This window comes from Caproiciproducens sp. NJN-50 (genome assembly GCF_004103755.1).
Classification (GTDB): domain Bacteria; phylum Bacillota; class Clostridia; order Oscillospirales; family Acutalibacteraceae; genus Caproicibacter.
The window spans coordinates 232,825-249,444 of sequence record NZ_CP035283.1 but is presented as its reverse complement, the minus strand read 5'-3'; the positions used below and the strand labels follow the sequence as shown (position 1 = coordinate 249,444).

Sequence of the window (16,620 nt, the reverse complement as noted above, 5' to 3'; positions counted from 1 at the left end):
TTCTATGTTTTTCTCTTTCGCCTGCGGAAGAAGCGGAAATAGAGGAATGACAGAAGGCACACGGCCGCGAGCGTGAAAGCCCGGAAAAGAACATGGCGTCCCGTGTGGTATCCTCCGTTCTTCGGCGTGAGCTTTTCCGATGGATAAAGCGAAAAAGTCAGGTCGCCGTCCGGCAGGGAATTGAACTTTGCCGTGTAGGAGCCGTCCTGCGAGCGGGTCATGGGGAGGCTGCTCCTCACCACGTAAGGCGCTTCCTTCGGCGGAACGACCCGGACGGACAGGTTTTGGAATCTGGCCCAGTTCTTCGCCGGATCAAGCAGGTATCCGTAGGAATAAACCGGAGAAGCGGTCTTTTCCGCGTTCATTTCGCCGCTCACCGGATATTGGACAGAGACCTGCCGCGCGCCTCCGGCGGGGAACGGGACCTCATAGGTCAGCAGAAGAATCCGCTGCTTCGCCAGAAAGTCGTACAGCTCCCCGTCCCCGAACGCGATTCCCTGCTTTGCGATGTCTCCCGCGGCCCGCAGCGCCGCGGCGGTCAGCTCGGATAGGAATTCCTCCGTCGGATACGCCCGATAGGCTTCGGTGTTTTTCAGCTTTTCCCGCAGGAAAGAGGCCGCGTCCTGCTCTGTCGCCGTGGTCCGCACCTCGGCGTCGAGTTCCTTTTCCCCGTTTTCCGTGTAGGTTTTCACGTCCGGCCTGGAAACATCCCCCACCGCGAGAACGGACATGCCGGCCCCCGGTTCGCACATGCCGTCCAGCAGGATGCCGGAATCCGTCCGGGAATAACCGTTCACGCCTGTCGTCAGGACCGCGGCGTTCTGTCCCATCTCCTTCAGGCCGACTTTCAGGCGGACGAGACCGGCGCAGGAAAAGCGGTACAGCGTTCCCTGACCCTTTAACGCTTCCGGAGTCCCGGAAGGCTTGGACGCGCTTTTTAAAATCTCCCCGAAAGAGGGCAGAACCGCCGAATCCAGCGTCCCGTCGTCCGAAAAGTACGCGCGGGGGCGCGAATCGACCGACTGCTCCTCTCCGATGGAAAATCGGAACGGCAGGTCTTTGCCGTCCGACCGGATCCCGATTCCCTGCATCCGGGACAGATCGGAAAGGCTTGCGATCATCGGGAACGCCATCTGCACGTTCAGCGCGCCGGAAGACGGATTCTTCATCTCATAGCGGGCGGAGGCTTTTGCCAGCGGGCTGTAATCGCTTCTCTCCTGTGAGGAAAAATCGAAAGAAAGGTCTTCCCCCGTCACGGCCACAGGGCAATCCGAAAGCGGGGTAACGGCAAAGGACGGGGAAGCCTGCATCCGGACGGGCCCGGAGTTTGCGGAAGCCTCCGCCGGGGAAAGGACCGCCAGCGCGGCGCAAAGCAGCGCCGTCCAGAGCCGTTTCAGCGGGAAACCTTTTTTCAGGGCGGACAAGGTCACACCCTTTTCAGGACTTTTTCAATTTCGCCGATGAACATTCTGTGGTAGTCTTTTTTCGGATAATTGGCCTTGTCGATCGCCGGATCGAGGAAACAAGCGGGGTCCATATTCTGCTGATAGAGCTTGCGGCAGAGAAAGACCAGCTTTGCCTCGGCGAAATACGGGGCTGCTTCCTGGAACAGCGGGGTCAGTCCCGCCGCCTTGATCTTGTCGCCGTCGCGCCCGGAGTGGCTGCCGCAGTAGTTGAGCGCCGCGCGGTGGGATTCGTCGAGCACGCAGAGCGAATAGCGGGGCTCCCGGTCCAAAAACTCCAGCGTATAGCGGGTCGGGCGGATATAAATGGTGGAAACCGGCTTGTTCCACAGGATGCCGAGCCCGCCCCAGCTGGCGGTCATGGTGTTGCACTTTTCCTCGCTGCCGGCGGAAACCAGCATCCATTCCTTGTCGATCATGGTGAACGGGTTGAACGAAAGCTGTGAAACCGGGATTTCCTGAAAATCGGACATTGAAAATACCTCCTTCTCATTCTGAACGCGCCGCTTTGAACGGCTTTTCAAAGCGGACAGGACCGCAGCGATGCTGCTTTTCTTTATATAGATATTATATCCCAATTGTAAAGGTTTTCCTCCGCAATTTCAAGATGCCCTCCGAAACGGCCCGCACGCAATTCCGCCGCCGGGAATAAACCGCACCGCTTCCGCACAAAATAGCAGTACCAAAAAAGGAGGTTTGCATATGGCACAGGACCACATGGAAGGCGGCGGGCCGCTGCCGAAATCCATCAATGAATTCACGCCGGACCCGAAGGCGGACGCGCTCTCCATTACGGGGTTGGTCAAGTCTTCCGGCAAAATCACCGGGTACCAGCTTTCCGACGGGCGAAAGATCACCCGGGAGGAAGGCGTGCGGATGACCAGGGAGAACCAGATCCGCGGCGTCGCGGTCGCCGTGAAAAAAGGCACCGAATACCTGCGTTCCCTTCCGGACGGCTCGGAGGACAACAACCTTGGAAGCCTGCCGACCGTCTCTCAATAAAGGCCCCGCCCATTCAAGAACGGACTGTTTTTCCGGCAATATGAAAAATCATTTGCCCGCCGGGCGGAATCATGCTATAATCGGTCTTGGTTCCAGTTGCACAGCCGGATCGCGGATCAACCGGACCCAAACGGAGGACTGAGAAACATGGCGGGTTGGGAAAGCTACACCATACCGAGATATTTGAAAATTGCAATGGACCTGGCGGCCCGGATCGCGTCGGGTGAAATTCCGGAAGGCTCCCGCCTGAAGGGGCGGTCCACACTGGCGACGGAATATAACGTTTCGCCCGAAACAATCCGGCGGTCCACGTCCATCCTATCCGATAAAAGCGTGCTGAAAATTCTGCTGGGCAGCGGAATCGTGATCTTATCCAAGGAAAACGCGATCAAGTTCGTCAAAAGCTTCAAGGATGACGAGCGCGTCGCCGATCTGCGCCTGAAGCTCGCCCAGCTGATGGAAAAGCGCAACAGCATGGACGAGGAAATTCTGACCCTGACCAAACAGATCATCGACATGTACCGCTACAAGCGGTCCGATCTGATCACGCCGGTGGAAATCCCCCTTCCCCGCCAATCCCCGCTCATCGGGAAAAGCATCGGGGAATTGGAGATCTGGCATAATACCGGCGCGACGATCATCGGCGTGGTGCAGCAGAAGGACATCATCCTTTCGCCGGGTCCCTATTACGAATTCTGCGAGTCGGACCGGGTGCTGATCGTCGGCGATGAAAACGTGATCGAACGGTTCAACGCTTTCGTCAACGGCATTTCCTGAGAAGCGTTCTTTTTTTTGTTCAATACGGTTTTTCCCCCGCGTCCCGCATTTCCGTGACGCGGGGATTTTTATCAGAATTTTTAAAAATATTTCGCGAAGATGGTATAATAATGCCGAAGAAAGGCAGAGAAAGCCATGTTGTTATGCATGACAATCCAGAATGAAACGGACCGCGATGCGGTGGAGCGGCTATATCGGCAAAATTACAAAACAATGATGTACATAGCCATCGGAATTTTGAAAGATCAGAGCAAAGCCGAGGACGCCGTTTCGCAGGCTTTTCTCAGGATTATTGACAAACTTCAGAAATTTTCTTTCGAAGACTGTAACAAAACGAGGGGTCTCATCGGTATATTAGTGAAAGACATCTGCTATGACATGCTCCGGGCCGATGCGCGCCAGAGGCCGGTCGACCTGGAAGAATTCGATTTGCCCTCGGGCTCCGAAGATTTTCCTTATGAATCCCTGCTGTCGGCGGAAAATTACAAAACGCTGGTGGAGGCTCTTTCCGGGCTGAACGAAAAATCGAGTCATATTTTAAAGCTGAAATATGTTTATGAATATTCCGACGACGAAATCGCCCGGCTTCTGAACATCTCAAAGGAGAATGTCAGGGTCCGGGTCCACAGGGCAAAGACGGCCCTGCTGCGCGCGCTGAAGGAAGGTGGGAACCGCCATGAATAGATCAGAACTGAATCGTCAGATTTTCGAAGCCATGCTGAAAGCGGCAGTCAACGAGGATTTTGAAAGGGAACTGCGGGACCTGCCTTCGGAAAAGGATTTGACGGACGGCTGCGAGCTTTCCCCCGCCGCCAAAAGCAAAATCGAAAAGGCAATCCATCAAAGTTATCGCCGTTCCATCGCCCGGCGTGCCGGGAAAACGGCAAAGCGGGTCGCCGTCCTTCTCGCCGTCATCATCCCGGTCGCCCTCGGGAGCCTTCTGAGCGTCGAAGCCACGCGGAACGCCATTTTCAACGCTTTCATGGACTGGAAATCCGACCATATCGACATCCATTATCAGGAGGGTGGAAACTCCTCTTCCGAGCCGTCTTCCGGCGTTGCCGCCGTAAAGCCCAAATATTTGCCGGAGGGCTTTTTTGAAGCGGGGACGGTGGAAACCGGCTCTGAAACCGAAGTCACCTACCAAAACACTCAGGGCGACACCATCCTTTTGCGGCAATATCCAATGCCGGAAGGGGGAAATACCGGGATCGATACGGAACATACCACACGGAAAGAAATTAAAATTCAAGGCGAAAATGCATCTTTGTTTATCGCCAATTCCCCTGATGATAAATCCTATTTGATCTGGAGCTATGATTCCAGAAGTTTTTTATTAAGTTCCAAAATTGCTCCTGAAGAACTGGTCAAAATAGCGGAAAGCATGGAATAGGAAAAATTTTTAAAAATTTTTTAGAAAAAAGTGTAACAAATCGGGGGTCTCAAACGGTAATACTATAGGAAGCCAAAAATAAAAGAAAAGGAGAATCATTATGAAAAAGAAAATCTTCGCGCTGATTCTGGCTGTTTCCATGGTATTCTCGGCGGGAGTTCCGGCATTCGCTTCGGAAAAAACAAAAGCAACCACATCTACAACGGATTCGGGAATCCATATTATGTGGACGAACACAGATATTGCGACTGCAAATGTCAATTTCTACGGCGACCGTGCTGAGTGCACATCTACGATTCATGGAAAGGACGGCACATCCAAGATCACCGCCACCGCGCTGCTGAAACGGGTCAACAGCAACGGGACGACGACGGTCAAAGCCTGGACGGGCCTGAGCGCAAGCGGAGCAAATTTCTACTTTGATAAATCATATTACGTCTCCAGCGGATACACTTATATTTTCGAAATCAACGCACAGGTGTACCGGAACGGGACCGTGGAATACATCACTGAATCCGACAGCGACTATTGCGGATAATCTTTATCCTTCCATCTTTTATCTGATTATAAGAGTCGTTCATTTCTCTTACATACACTCATGCACCGGCGGCTTAAAAACCGCCGGTGCCATTTTGGTTATAAAAATTATTTTATAAAAATTTTTAAAAAAGTGTAACAAATCAGGCTTCTTAAACGGTATGTAAGCAGAAGGGGAAATTTACATATCCCATACATACCGATTTCAATGTGCATATATGAAAGAGGATGACACCGATGGGTCATAAAAAAAGATGACACTATTCCCCTAGCAACCACCTTTTTGTACACCTATTTACTTAAAAACTTAGGAGGTAGAAAAATGCTAAGGACTTGGAAGAAATCAATCAGTTTGCTTCTGGTTTTCGCGTTGTCCATAACGGCCTGCGCCCCGGCATTTGCTGCGGAAAAAAATAGAATTTCCATAGATAATATAAAAATCCCAAATCCTTCGACAAGGTTTATTGATTTTTTTACAGATTATTTCAAGAATCACAGCTCTTTTAGCGTTTTGGATAGAACAGGAAATGATATCAACGAAAGTTTCTATAAGAATAATTTAAATTACTATCATTCATCAGATTTCAAAGCAATAGAAATATTTGTTTGTGATAAAGTAAGTTCTGTTTGCAAGCATACTGAAATTAAAAAATTCGATAGTAGTGCCTCACCAAATTCATCATTTGTGAAGAAAACGATTTCTGATATCTTTTATCACCCCCTAACAGCTGATATAGGTGACCGATTTGTTGAAGTTTGGGATACAATTACTGGTACTTATGTTTACAATGCTAATACCGGAAAAATCTCCGAATACTCAAGCCCAAAGCTCCATGTTGATTTTCAAAATACCGGTTATGGAGTGTGTATACCGAGAATACGTCTACTGGAGCTCATTTATCTTCAGATAAATACACAGTTACCTTTACAGGTAGTTTCGATGTCAAAGGAACTTCATACGGGGTAATTTACGATTACGGCCATGTTTATGACGAGTTGGAAGGAACTCCTGAATAACTATCTTGAATTGAAGGGGGAAGAACAAATGAAAAAGAAACAAATCGTTGTGTTTTCAGTCGCCGCCATTTTACTTGCTTTGGTTGAATTCATGACACAGTGGGTCCGCACGTGGTCTATTGCGATGGGGCAACCATATGCCGACAAATCCATGCCAAAAAGCATTTATCAAAAAATGCATTTGCTTGGAAGGCTCAACCAAATCGGCGAAGTGGGATGGCGGGTACTCTTCTTCCTTTTCCTCTGTTATATCGGCTGGCTGATTGTCCACGAATTCATTGCCTTTCACTACGCCGCCCTCGGAACATTCTGTCCATTGATATTTTCCATGCTAATCCATTTTGCCTTTCAACCCTACCTGTCTGTTGTTCTATTGGATTACGCTGCTCGCCTTGCTTTCACGGTAATTTGGCTTTTCCTCCTGGAAGGTTCTCAAATTATATGGAGAAAGATTCGACCAATTTAGAATTTGGAGGATTTATAATGAAAAAAATATTGATATCTACAATTTTTTGTCTTTTCACTTTAATAGTTGTACGAACTTCCGTCTTTGCGGCAATACCAAAGTCAACTACAAAGAACTTTGGATCTTTAATGAATGATTATTTTGCTGAAACTAATTCTTACGCTGTTATCAATAAAAACGGCGATGACATCAGTAATGCATTTTATCTCGACAACATCAAAAGCTATCAATCCTCAGATTATAATTCTATTGAATCTTATACCTTAAAAAACGTATCCTGTTTCTCTAAAACCACAATTACCAAAGCAGCAAATTTGGGGGTTCCTAACGCATTTACAACCAGACATATTTCAAAAGAAGACAGTTATATTGCGTCTGCAAAGTCTTCCGTATACGATGACAAAATAAAAATAAAATGCTTTGTAACATTAAGCGCATCATTTACCTATAATTTCACTACCGGTAAAATTACAGGATGCTCTGATCCAACCTTGTCGTTTGATTATGATACGATGGACTTTGAAAACCTTACCGAGTTAAACGTCAGGACAGATAATATTTCGACGGAATCGTCTGTGTCGTCAGATAAATACAGCGTAACATTTTCATCAAATTATGACGTTATTGGAACATATCTTACATTTGACGATCTCACTTTTGCGAAAAACAAACGGATTACGATGACCGGTACTCCGGAGTAATTTTTTGAGTTCAATCCTGGCGGAGCGCGGTAAATTTACCCGCTCCGCTTCTATGTATTTTGACTATCTTAATGTTTTTTCAAAATCATGGAAATTTTTTCATTTGACAATTCAAACCAATCCCCGTATAATATCAATTGACAACTTACCATTCATAAAAAAGTTGTTTGTAAATTTTTGTAATTCATGTTAATAACAGGCTTCTCTTCCCGATCGCTTCAAAAAGAGAGAACTGTTGGATTTTTTCAGACAACCTGCAACTTTTAATGGAATTGTTGAATTTGAAAGGAGCGTTTGGAATGATGAAGGTATGTATCTCCGGGCTGGGGCGGGCCGGCAGCCAAATCGCCAGATATCTGCTTGCCGGAGATCAGGCAAAGCCCGTCTCCGCGATCTGCAGTCCCGGAAGCGTCAAAGCCGGGCGGGACCTCGGAGAAGTCGTCGGCTGCCGCAGCGCCGGCATTCAGGTTTACCCCTCCGACCGGATCGAATCCTGCGTTTTTAATACCCGGCCGGATCTTGTTCTTGATTTCTCCACGCCGTCCGCCGCGCTGGCGAACGCGGAAGCATTCTTTTCCCTGAACGTCCGCGTCGTGATGGGGACCACGGGATTTTCCAAGGCGGAGGAAGCGGAGCTTTATGCGCTCGCGGACCGGTACGGCGCCGGACTGATCTACGCACCGAACATCACGCGCGGCGTCAGCACGCTGATGTTCCTGACCGAGCTTGCATCGCGGATCCTGAACGGCTACGACGTCGAAATCATTGAGATGCACCACAACCGCAAGGCGGATATCCCATCGGGGACCGCCGCAAAGCTTGCGGACCGCCTTCGCGAAACCTCGCCCCCCGGCGAAAAACTCGAAGTCCCCATCGCTTCCGTGCGTGCCGGCGGGATCGTCGGCTGCCACAAAGTCATGCTGGTCGGCAAGAACGACATGGTCGAGATTTCGCACCAGAGTTTTTCGCGGGATGCGTTCGCGGAGGGAGCGCTGTATGCGGCGGAATTCATTCAGGACAAAACCGGGATTTACGAAATGAAAGACGCCATGAACCTCGACGGAATCCTGGCGGATTACCTGAACAGAAGCGCCGAAAATCCGCCCCGGCGTTTCGCGCTGGTATAGGGCCGGCTGCCGGAAAAAAGATAAAAAAAATTCCCCGGCACGGCCGGGGCGGCGGTTTTTGCCGAAGACTGTTCCGATTCGGACGAAGAAAACAAAAAGCGGCCGGGGACCGTTTATACGGCGGGCATGCTTTTCTGGACGCGGCCGCGAAAATCTTCATAGGAATGGCTCCCGTTTAACAGCCGCAGCTGTTCCGCATCCGGCAGGGACATAAAGTACGTCTTCAGCTTCTCTTCGTTTTCACTCAGTTTCGAGGGAAAAGGAAATTCATGGTATCCAGAGTAATCCATTTTCATCACCCGTTGGTATTCTATGAAGGATTTTTGAAAATATGCACCGCGGATCTGAAAGGAAATTGACAGGATCAATCTGCCATGCTACAATGATTGCAGATATCAGAATGTAATTTCAGTATGCGGAACAGAATCCAATCAGACCGGCGGGGTCTTAAAACGTCTGACTGCAAAGGCGAATAAGGATGAAAAGGAAGAGACTACCATGAAAATCAGTTTGCTGGAACCCCTTGGCGTGCCGGAGAGCGTAATCCGCGGGCTGTCCTCGGAGCTGACGAAGGCCGGACATGAATTCGTCTGCTACGACAAAAAGACGACCGACAAAAAAGAGCTGGCGGAGCGGTCCAAAGACTCCGACATCGTGATGATCGCGAACAACCCGTATCCCGACGAAGTGGTGGAATCCGCCGAAAGGCTGAAGATGCTTGCCGTAGCCTTCACGGGAATCGACCATGTGGGCCTCGCGGCCTGCAAAAAGAAGGGCGTCGCCGTCTGCAACTGCGCCGGATACTCGAACGAGACCGTTGCGGAACTGGCGGTCGGCCTGGCGGTCGGCGTCCTGCGCCACATCCTCCCGGCGGACCAGGCGGCCAGAACCGGCAAAACCTCGGCCGGGCTGACCGGGCGTGAAATCTGCGGACGCACGGTAGGCATCGTCGGCACCGGACGCATCGGGATCCGCACGGCCCAGTTGTTCGGGGCGTTCGGCGCAAAGCTGCTCGGCTGTGCGCGCCACGAGTCGGAGGAGGCGAAAGCCGCCGGCATCCGGTTTGTCGGGCTCGGCGAACTGCTGCGGAACAGCGATATCGTATCGCTTCATCTTCCGCTGAACGCCGAAACCAGAAAATCCTTCGGAAAAGAGCAGTTCAGCCAAATGAGGCCGGGGGCCGTCTTTCTCAACTGCGCGCGCGGCGCGATCGTGGACAACGAGGCGCTGGCCGAAGCGCTGAACAGCGGAAAAATCGCGGGCGCGGGCATCGACGTCTTCGACATGGAGCCGCCGATCCCGGAGGATTACCCGCTGCTGCACGCGAAGAACGTCCTTCTCACGCCCCACGTCGCGTTCGCCTCGGAGGAATCGATGCTGCGCCGAGCGAAGATCGAATTCGGCAACGTGACGGCCTTCCTCGCCGGCAGACCGGAAAATCTCTGCAAAATCTGATGAAAAAGGAACTCTCTGAGCGCAACGGCTCATCGGGAAAAAACCAGTCCGTGGAAAAGGTCTTCCTCATTCTGGAGACGATGGCGTCCTGCCGCGAGCCTGTGCAGCTGAGGCGGCTGGCGGAACTGACCGGCTGTCCTCCCAGCACGGCGATCCGCTTTTTGCGCACGCTGATGAAGCTGGGCTATGTCCGGCAGGACCCGGAGAGCCAGAAATATTTTCTCACTTTCCGGCTGTGCCGCCTGGCCGGGCAGATCCGCGACGCGAGTCCCCTCAACCGGATCGCCAGGCCGGTAATGGAAACTCTGGCGCGGCGGTGCGGGGAATCCGTATGTCTTGCCGTCGAGCAGGAAAACCGCGCGGTTTACGTCGAGGTGGTGGACGGGCCGGACCATCTGGTCCGCTCGCTCCAGAGGATCGGGAGCAGTTCGCCGCTGCACTGCACCGGGGTCGGCAAGCTGCTGCTGCTCAACCGCTCGCCGGAAGAGCTCGACCGCTTTTTTCGGGAACAGACGCTCACGCGCTTCACAAAAAACACGCTGACGGAACCTAAGGCCGTCCTGGACGCGCTGGGACAGGCCCGCAGCAGGGGCTATACGTTCGACAACGAGGAATGCGAGATCGGGGCGCGGTGCGTCGCGTTCCCCGTGCGCGATTTCACCGGGAAGATCGCGGCGGGGCTGAGCGTGACGGGCACCGTGTTCCACATCAGCGACGAATTCGTGCGGCATTACGCGCCGGCCATCAAGGCGGCCGCCGACGAGATTTCCGGCATTCTCGGATATTCGGAAGCAAAATAGGGCGCGATTATTTTCAACAGGGGGCGCGGCTTTCGCCGCGCCCCCTGTTTTTTATTATTCCCTTCCGCCCGTGCCGTCCAGCGTCAGAAGCGGGCGGTAAAGCTCCGGCCTGCGGTCGCGGAACACGCCCCACTCGGCCCGCTGCGCCTCGAGCGCGTCCAGGTCGAATTTTGCGGTCAGAACCGCCTCTTCCGTGCGGCCAGCCTGCGCAAGGATTTCCCCGGTCGGCCCGGCGATGAAAGAGGAGCCGTAAAATTCGATGGAAGAGGACCCGAAGGTTTCCCTCCCGATCCGGTTCGCGGCGGCGACCGGCACCAGATTACAGGCCGCGTGCCCGACCATGCACCGCTGCCAGTGATCTTTGGAATCGACCTCCGGGGCCTCCGGTTCCGAACCGATCGCGGTCGGGTAAAGAAGCAGCTCCGCGCCGAGAAGGGCCATGCACCGGGCGGCCTCCGGGAACCACTGGTCCCAGCAGATGCCGACGCCGATGCGCCCAAATTTTGTATCCCAGACTTTAAATCCCGTGTCTCCGGGGCTGAAATAGAACTTTTCCTCATAACCCGGCCCATCCGGGATGTGGCTTTTCCGGTAGACGCCGAGCAGGCTCCCGTCCGCGTCGATCATCGCGGCGGAGTTGAACCGGGCATTGTTTTTCTTTTCATAGAAGCTGACCGGAAGCACCACGCCAAGCTCCTTTGCAACCGCGCGGAAACGCCGCACGGCGGGGTTCCGCTCCGTTTCCGCAGCCCAGCCGTACACCGCCGCGTCCTCGCACTGACAGAAATAGGGCGTTTCAAACAGTTCCTGCAGCAAGACGATGTTCGCGCCCCGCTCCGCGGCGCGGCGCACCATCCGTTCCGCCCTGTCCCGGTTTTCTTCCGGGGATTCGCCGCAACTCATCTGCACCGCAGCCACCGTCACATTTCTCATTCCGCCTTCTCCTCTCCGCCAGATCCCGCCGCCGGGATCTGCTGCGTAATGCAGTGGATATTCCCGCCTTCCCGCACAAGCGGGATCCCGTCCACCGTCCGGATTCTGCGATCCGGAAAAACCTCCTGAAGGATCTTTACCGCGGCCTCGTCCGTTTTCCTGGCATCCCCGCCGAACACGGGCAGAACCACCCCTCCGTTGACCAGATAGAAGTTGAGGTAGCTGAGCGTCAGGCGGGTCCCGTCAAAGCAGCGCACAGGCGGCTGGGGAATCTCGATCACTTGCAGAGGGCGCCCCGCCGCATCCCGCGCGGTATTTAAAATTTTACGGTTTTCCCCCGTGATTTCACAGTTTTCGTCTTCCGGATCGTCGCAGACCTGTAAAAGGACTGTGCCGGGCCGGGCAAAGCAAGCGATATTGTCCACGTGCCCGTCCGTCTCATCGCCCGCGAGGCCCCGATTCAGCCAGATCACTTTCTTTACGCCGAGAAATTCCCGCAGCGTTTCCCCGATCATTTCGCGGCTGAGGTCCGGGTTCCGGTTCGGATTGAGCAGGCATTGTTCGGTGGTCAGAAGAGTCCGCTCGCCGTCCGTGTGGATCGAACCGCCCTCCAGGACGATCGGGGCGTCCGCGCGCGGGATTCCCAAATGCTTCAGCACGGCGCGCGCCGCCTCATGGTCCGGTTCGCAGGGAGCGTATTTTCCGCCCCAGGCGTTAAAGCGCCAGCGGACGCCGAGCCGCGCGCCGTCCTCTTCCAGTACGACGGTCGGGCCGCTGTCCCGCACCCAGGCGTCGCTGTGGGGCGCGGTAAAGATTTCCGCCCTGCCGCCGCAGAGACGTTCGGCCCGCCCTGCGGTGTCCTCCGCCGCGACGACCGTGACCGGTTCGAACTCCGCGACTGCCCGCGCCGCGGCCGCATAACCGGCGCAGACCTCCTCATTGTTCTCCGGATGAATCAGCGACCGGCGCACCGGCCACTGGATCAGCGTCCTTTCGTGCGGTTCCCATTCCGCCGGCATTCTTCTTGTTCCCGCCATTCCGATCTCCTCCTGTCCCTTTCTGATCCTTAATTATATCATGTCCCGGATTTAAAATCATCAGGCGCGTGTCCGCGCAGGGAAAATGGAAGAATTAGCATGCCTGGATTTGTTACAAAATTCTTTGCGATACTTTACATCTTTGGGGATATTCGTTATAATTAAAACATTCTTTGATATTTTTTTGACAAAAATTCGCGGGATTAATCGTTACATTTTTAACAAATTAGAGCTTTTGGATTGATGGGGAAAATTGGAGGGAAATAATTTTGAGCAGACTGGTGATAGCGACGCCGGATAAAGCCCAGACGGCGGTGGAGGGACTTTACCGCGATCTGGAGCGCCGGATCGTGGCAAGCCCGCCCGGGCTTTGCCCGGTGGATCTGGCGGCTTCCTTTCTGAAACTGTGCCGGGCGCAGACGTGCGGAAAATGCGTTCCCTGCCGCGTTGGGCTGGCGCAGCTGGAAACCCTTCTGGAAGACGTGCTGGAACACCGGGCAACGCTGCGGACGCTGGACCTGATTGAAAAAACCGCCCGCGTGATCGTCTCTACCGCCGACTGCGCGATCGGCTGGGAGGCGGCGGGAATGGTGCTGCGCGGCGTCCGCGGCTTTCGCGAGGACTATGTGGAGCATATCGTGAACGGCCGGTGCACCTGCAGCCTGAACCAGCCCGTGCCGTGCGTCGCGCTGTGCCCGGCCGGGGTGGATATCCCGGGCTATATCGCGCTGGTGGCGGAAGGAAGAAGCGCGGACGCAATCCGCCTGATCCGAAAGGACAATCCGTTTCCGGCATCCTGCGGATACGTCTGCGAGCATCCGTGCGAGGCGCGCTGCCGCAGAAACATGATCGACGATTCCATCAACATCCGGGGGCTGAAACGCTACGCGGCCGACCATGCGGGAGAAGTCCCCGTGCCGGCGCGCGCCGACTCCACCGGAAAGCGGGTCGCCGTCGTCGGCGCCGGGCCGGGCGGACTCAGCGCGGCATATTACCTTTCCCTGATGGGTCACTCCGTCACGGTCTATGAAAAGCAGCCGCTGCCTGGCGGCATGCTCCGCTACGGCATCCCCAGCTACCGGCTGCCGCGCGAAATGCTTCAGCAGGACATCGGCGCGATCCTGTCGGCGGGCGTGAAACTGAAAACAGGCGTGGAAGTGGGCCGCGGTCTGCCGATCGCCGAGCTGACGCGCCAATATGACGCGGTTTACATCGCCATCGGCGCGCATTCCGACAAAAAGCTGGGCATTCCGGGCGAGGAAAGCCGAGGGGTCGTTTCCGCTGTCGAAATGCTGCGCGAAATCGGCAACGGCCGCAATCCTGATTTCAGCGGCCGGAACGTCGCCGTCATCGGCGGCGGAAACGTGGCGATGGACGTGGCCCGGTCCGCCGTGCGTCTGGGGGCCTCCCGCGTGGGGATCATGTACCGCCGCCGGCAGGAGGATATGACCGCCCTGCCCGAGGAGGTCGAGGGAGCCCTTGCGGAAGGATGCGAGGTGCTGAGCCTGCACGCCCCGTCGCGCATAGAGGCGGATGAAAACGGAAACGCCTGCGCGCTGTGGCTCAAGCCGCAGATCATCGGCAAAGTGGATTCCGCCGGACGCCCGTCCCCGAGGAACGCGGACGTTGGAGAGCTGCGCTTTCCCTGCGACCTGATCGTGGTCGCCATCGGGCAGAGCATTGAGTACGAACCGTTCGCGGAGTTCGGCGTTCCGGTCAGCCGCGGAGCCATCCAGGCAAAGAACAGCGCCAAGGTGGAAAACGTCGCCAATCTGTTCGCGGGCGGCGACTGCGCCAGCGGACCCGCCACCGTGATCCGCGCGATTGCCGCCGGAAAGGTCGCCGCGGCGAACATCGACAACTATCTCGGATTCAACCACGAAATCACGGCGGGGGTGGAGATCCCCCAGCCGAACCTCAGCGACCGGCCCCCCTGCGGCAGGGTGAACATGACGCTCCGTCCCGCCGGGGAGAGGACGTGCGACTTTGAGCCGATCGAACACGGCATGACCAGTGAGGAAGCCATGCAGGAAGCGTCGCGCTGCCTGCGCTGCGACCACTTCGGCTACGGGATTTTCAAGGGAGGAAGAATCGCGAAATGGTAAATATCACAATCAACGGAACTCCCTTTCAGGCGGAGGAAGGGGCCACGATTCTGACGGCCGCCTCCGCGGCCGGAGCTGCGATCCCCACCCTGTGCTATCTGAAGGGAATCAACGAAATCGGGGCCTGCCGCGTCTGCGTGGTGGAGCTGGAGGGAACCGACCGCCTGGTGACCGCCTGCAACAACAGGGTAAAAGAGGGCATGGTCATCCGCACCAACAGCCCCCGCGTGCGGGAGGCGCGCCGTACCAATGTGGAGCTGATCCTCTCCCAGCACGACTGCTACTGCGCCACCTGCGCGCGCAGCGGCAACTGCAGTCTGCAGGCCATGGCGAACGACCTGGGAATTCTGGAGCTGCCGTACCGGCGCGAGCTGCCTTATTCCCCGTGGAACAAGGATTTCCCCCTCATCCGGGATTTCTCCAAATGCATCAAATGCATGCGCTGCATCCAGGTGTGCGACCGGATCCAGAGCATGGGGATCTGGGACGTCGCGAACACCGGGTCCCGCACGACGGTCGACGTTTCCTACAACCGCCGCATCGAGGATTCTGACTGCGCGCTGTGCGGACAGTGCATCACGCACTGCCCGGTCGGCGCGCTGCGGGAGCGGGACGATACGGAGAAGGCGTTCGCCGCGCTGGCGGACCCGGACATGGTCACGGTCGTGCAGATCGCCCCGGCCGTGCGGACGGCATGGGGCGAGTCGCTGGGCCTGCCGCGGGAACGGGCGACCGTCAAACGGCTCGTCGCCGCGTTGCGGAATATGGGCTTCGACTATATTTTCGACACCACCTTCAGCGCCGACCTGACCATCATGGAGGAAGGCAGCGAATTTCTGGAACGGCTGAAAACGCGCGGGGACAATCCCCTGCCGATGTTTACCTCCTGCTGCCCCGGCTGGGTCCGGTTTGTCAAGTCGCAGTATCCGGAGCTTGTCCGGCAGCTTTCGACGGCGAAATCCCCGCAGCAGATGTTTGGGGCGGTTGCGAAAAGCTATTACGCGAAGCTTCTGAATGTGGAACCGGAGCGCATCTGCTGCGTCTCCATCATGCCCTGCATCGCAAAGAAACACGAGGCCGCCCTTCCCTCCATGAACAGCGCGGGGACGGAGCGGGATGTGGACGTGGTCCTGACCACGCGCGAGGTGGACCGCATGATCCGCGCGGAACACATCCGGGCAAACGAGCTCGAAGAAGAGGAATTCGACGCTCCGCTCGGAGCCGGTTCCGGCGCGGGCGTGATCTTCGGCGCGACCGGCGGGGTGATGGAAGCCGCGCTCCGCAGCGCGTATTATCTGGTCACCGGGGAAAATCCGGACCCGGACGCGTTCCGCGGGGTTCGGGGGATGGACGGCTGGAAGGAAGCCTCCTTCGAGCTGAACGGCACGCCGCTCCGGGTCGCGGTCGTCAGCGGTCTCGGGAACACGAGGCGGCTGGTGGAAGCGGTCCTGCGCGGCAGGGCCCGCTATGACTTTGTAGAGGTCATGGCCTGTCCCGGAGGCTGTTCCGGCGGCGGCGGGCAGCCGATCCGGGAGGGGGAAGAACCCGCCGGCGAGCGCGCGAAGAACCTTTACGGTCTCGACCGGAACAACGCGGTCCGTTTTTCCCATGAGAATCCGGCCGTTCTGCGCCTGTACCGGGATTACATGGAAAAACCGCTGTCGCACCGGGCTCACGAACTGCTGCATACGGACCATCAGCTTTGGGAGATGCCGCTGTCCCCTCTTCCGGCTGACCGGGGAACGGACGCGCCGGACCGGACCGACTGGTAAAAGAGGCTCGCAGAAAAATAGGGGCGCGGGAGAAA

18 protein-coding genes are annotated in these 16,620 nt (G+C 55.7%); 13 read left to right on the top strand and 5 right to left on the bottom strand.

What is annotated here, in order from left to right; all coding sequences use genetic code 11:
• Positions 1–2 precede the first annotated feature (2 nt).
• Positions 3–1,424, bottom strand: a complete 1,422-nt coding sequence (locus tag EQM14_RS01190) for a hypothetical protein (protein ID WP_128741237.1) — start codon at positions 1,422–1,424, stop codon at positions 3–5.
• A gap of 2 nt (positions 1,425–1,426) precedes the next feature.
• Positions 1,427–1,936 carry a flavin reductase family protein gene (locus tag EQM14_RS01185; RefSeq protein WP_128741236.1) on the bottom strand — a complete coding sequence of 170 codons (510 nt, stop codon included), beginning with the start codon at positions 1,934–1,936 and terminating at the stop codon, positions 1,427–1,429.
• Positions 1,937–2,165: 229 nt separating this feature from the next.
• Here EQM14_RS01185 and EQM14_RS01180 point away from each other — a divergent pair, with 229 nt between their 5' ends.
• The 9 genes from EQM14_RS01180 (at position 2,166) to dapB (ending at position 8,483) form a co-directional block, all read left to right on the top strand.
• On the top strand, positions 2,166–2,465 hold the full coding sequence (locus tag EQM14_RS01180) for a DUF3892 domain-containing protein (protein WP_128741235.1): 300 nt from the start codon (positions 2,166–2,168) through the stop codon (positions 2,463–2,465).
• Positions 2,466–2,612: 147 nt separating this feature from the next.
• Entirely contained in the window at positions 2,613–3,242 is a 630-nt protein-coding gene (locus tag EQM14_RS01175) for a TrkA C-terminal domain-containing protein (RefSeq protein WP_128741234.1), read from the top strand.
• Between the two features lie 147 nt (positions 3,243–3,389).
• Positions 3,390–3,926: an RNA polymerase sigma factor gene (locus EQM14_RS01170; RefSeq protein WP_243112577.1), complete on the top strand. Its 537-nt coding sequence runs from the start codon at positions 3,390–3,392 to the stop codon at positions 3,924–3,926.
• Positions 3,919–4,635 (top strand): DUF4367 domain-containing protein, encoded by a 717-nt coding sequence (locus tag EQM14_RS01165; protein WP_128741232.1) that lies wholly within the window; start codon positions 3,919–3,921, stop codon positions 4,633–4,635. The genes EQM14_RS01170 and EQM14_RS01165 overlap by 8 nt, the downstream gene beginning before the upstream one ends.
• 100 nt (positions 4,636–4,735) lie before the next feature.
• A complete protein-coding gene (locus tag EQM14_RS01160; RefSeq protein ID WP_128741231.1) occupies positions 4,736–5,173 on the top strand; it encodes a hypothetical protein in 438 nt (145 codons plus the stop codon).
• A 321-nt stretch (positions 5,174–5,494) separates the two neighbouring features.
• A complete protein-coding gene (locus EQM14_RS01155; protein WP_128741230.1) occupies positions 5,495–6,139 on the top strand; it encodes a hypothetical protein in 645 nt (214 codons plus the stop codon).
• A gap of 78 nt (positions 6,140–6,217) precedes the next feature.
• Positions 6,218–6,655 carry a hypothetical protein gene (locus tag EQM14_RS01150; protein ID WP_128741229.1) on the top strand — a complete coding sequence of 146 codons (438 nt, stop codon included), beginning with the start codon at positions 6,218–6,220 and terminating at the stop codon, positions 6,653–6,655.
• 17 nt (positions 6,656–6,672) lie between these two features.
• Positions 6,673–7,356 carry a hypothetical protein gene (locus EQM14_RS01145; RefSeq protein WP_128741228.1) on the top strand — a complete coding sequence of 228 codons (684 nt, stop codon included), beginning with the start codon at positions 6,673–6,675 and terminating at the stop codon, positions 7,354–7,356.
• A 299-nt stretch (positions 7,357–7,655) separates the two neighbouring features.
• Positions 7,656–8,483 carry a 4-hydroxy-tetrahydrodipicolinate reductase gene (gene dapB, locus EQM14_RS01140; RefSeq protein WP_164918908.1) on the top strand — a complete coding sequence of 276 codons (828 nt, stop codon included), beginning with the start codon at positions 7,656–7,658 and terminating at the stop codon, positions 8,481–8,483.
• Positions 8,484–8,596: 113 nt separating this feature from the next.
• On the opposite strand, the gene EQM14_RS16195 is transcribed toward dapB, so the two are convergent.
• Positions 8,597–8,773: a hypothetical protein gene (locus tag EQM14_RS16195; protein WP_164918907.1), complete on the bottom strand. Its 177-nt coding sequence runs from the start codon at positions 8,771–8,773 to the stop codon at positions 8,597–8,599.
• A 208-nt stretch (positions 8,774–8,981) separates the two neighbouring features.
• On the opposite strand from EQM14_RS16195, the gene EQM14_RS01135 reads away from it, so the two are divergent.
• Complete coding sequence (locus tag EQM14_RS01135) at positions 8,982–9,938, top strand: 2-hydroxyacid dehydrogenase (protein WP_128741226.1); 957 nt, start codon at positions 8,982–8,984, stop codon at positions 9,936–9,938.
• Complete coding sequence (locus EQM14_RS01130; protein ID WP_128741225.1) at positions 9,938–10,738, top strand: IclR family transcriptional regulator; 801 nt, start codon at positions 9,938–9,940, stop codon at positions 10,736–10,738. Before EQM14_RS01135 ends, EQM14_RS01130 begins: the two co-directional genes overlap by 1 nt.
• 54 nt (positions 10,739–10,792) lie before the next feature.
• Here EQM14_RS01130 and aguB read toward each other — a convergent pair whose 3' ends face one another.
• On the bottom strand, positions 10,793–11,671 hold the full coding sequence (gene aguB, locus EQM14_RS01125; RefSeq protein ID WP_128741224.1) for an N-carbamoylputrescine amidase: 879 nt from the start codon (positions 11,669–11,671) through the stop codon (positions 10,793–10,795).
• On the bottom strand, positions 11,668–12,708 hold the full coding sequence (locus EQM14_RS01120) for an agmatine deiminase family protein (protein ID WP_128741223.1): 1,041 nt from the start codon (positions 12,706–12,708) through the stop codon (positions 11,668–11,670). The genes aguB and EQM14_RS01120 overlap by 4 nt, the downstream gene beginning before the upstream one ends.
• 269 nt (positions 12,709–12,977) lie before the next feature.
• On the opposite strand from EQM14_RS01120, the gene EQM14_RS01115 reads away from it, so the two are divergent.
• Positions 12,978–14,813 carry an NAD(P)-binding protein gene (locus EQM14_RS01115; protein ID WP_128741222.1) on the top strand — a complete coding sequence of 612 codons (1,836 nt, stop codon included), beginning with the start codon at positions 12,978–12,980 and terminating at the stop codon, positions 14,811–14,813.
• The gene (locus tag EQM14_RS01110; RefSeq protein WP_128741221.1) at positions 14,807–16,585 is read left to right on the top strand and encodes an NADH-dependent [FeFe] hydrogenase, group A6; all 1,779 of its coding nucleotides are present in this window, start codon (positions 14,807–14,809) and stop codon (positions 16,583–16,585) included. Before EQM14_RS01115 ends, EQM14_RS01110 begins: the two co-directional genes overlap by 7 nt.
• The last annotated feature ends 35 nt before the right edge of the window (positions 16,586–16,620 follow it).

Coding starts and splice junctions, on each gene's coding strand:
- EQM14_RS01145 (WP_128741228.1), top strand. CDS start 6,673: ATGAAAAAAATATTGATATCTACAATTTTTTGTCTTTTCACTTTAATA.
- EQM14_RS01110 (WP_128741221.1), top strand. CDS start 14,807: ATGGTAAATATCACAATCAACGGAACTCCCTTTCAGGCGGAGGAAGGG.
- aguB (WP_128741224.1), bottom strand. CDS start 11,671: ATGAGAAATGTGACGGTGGCTGCGGTGCAGATGAGTTGCGGCGAATCC.
- EQM14_RS01175 (WP_128741234.1), top strand. CDS start 2,613: ATGGCGGGTTGGGAAAGCTACACCATACCGAGATATTTGAAAATTGCA.
- EQM14_RS01185 (WP_128741236.1), bottom strand. CDS start 1,936: ATGTCCGATTTTCAGGAAATCCCGGTTTCACAGCTTTCGTTCAACCCG.
- EQM14_RS01130 (WP_128741225.1), top strand. CDS start 9,938: ATGAAAAAGGAACTCTCTGAGCGCAACGGCTCATCGGGAAAAAACCAG.
- EQM14_RS01150 (WP_128741229.1), top strand. CDS start 6,218: ATGAAAAAGAAACAAATCGTTGTGTTTTCAGTCGCCGCCATTTTACTT.
- EQM14_RS01165 (WP_128741232.1), top strand. CDS start 3,919: ATGAATAGATCAGAACTGAATCGTCAGATTTTCGAAGCCATGCTGAAA.
- EQM14_RS01170 (WP_243112577.1), top strand. CDS start 3,390: ATGACAATCCAGAATGAAACGGACCGCGATGCGGTGGAGCGGCTATAT.
- EQM14_RS01120 (WP_128741223.1), bottom strand. CDS start 12,708: ATGGCGGGAACAAGAAGAATGCCGGCGGAATGGGAACCGCACGAAAGG.
- EQM14_RS01160 (WP_128741231.1), top strand. CDS start 4,736: ATGAAAAAGAAAATCTTCGCGCTGATTCTGGCTGTTTCCATGGTATTC.
- dapB (WP_164918908.1), top strand. CDS start 7,656: ATGATGAAGGTATGTATCTCCGGGCTGGGGCGGGCCGGCAGCCAAATC.
- EQM14_RS01135 (WP_128741226.1), top strand. CDS start 8,982: ATGAAAATCAGTTTGCTGGAACCCCTTGGCGTGCCGGAGAGCGTAATC.
- EQM14_RS01180 (WP_128741235.1), top strand. CDS start 2,166: ATGGCACAGGACCACATGGAAGGCGGCGGGCCGCTGCCGAAATCCATC.
- EQM14_RS01155 (WP_128741230.1), top strand. CDS start 5,495: ATGCTAAGGACTTGGAAGAAATCAATCAGTTTGCTTCTGGTTTTCGCG.
- EQM14_RS16195 (WP_164918907.1), bottom strand. CDS start 8,773: ATGGATTACTCTGGATACCATGAATTTCCTTTTCCCTCGAAACTGAGT.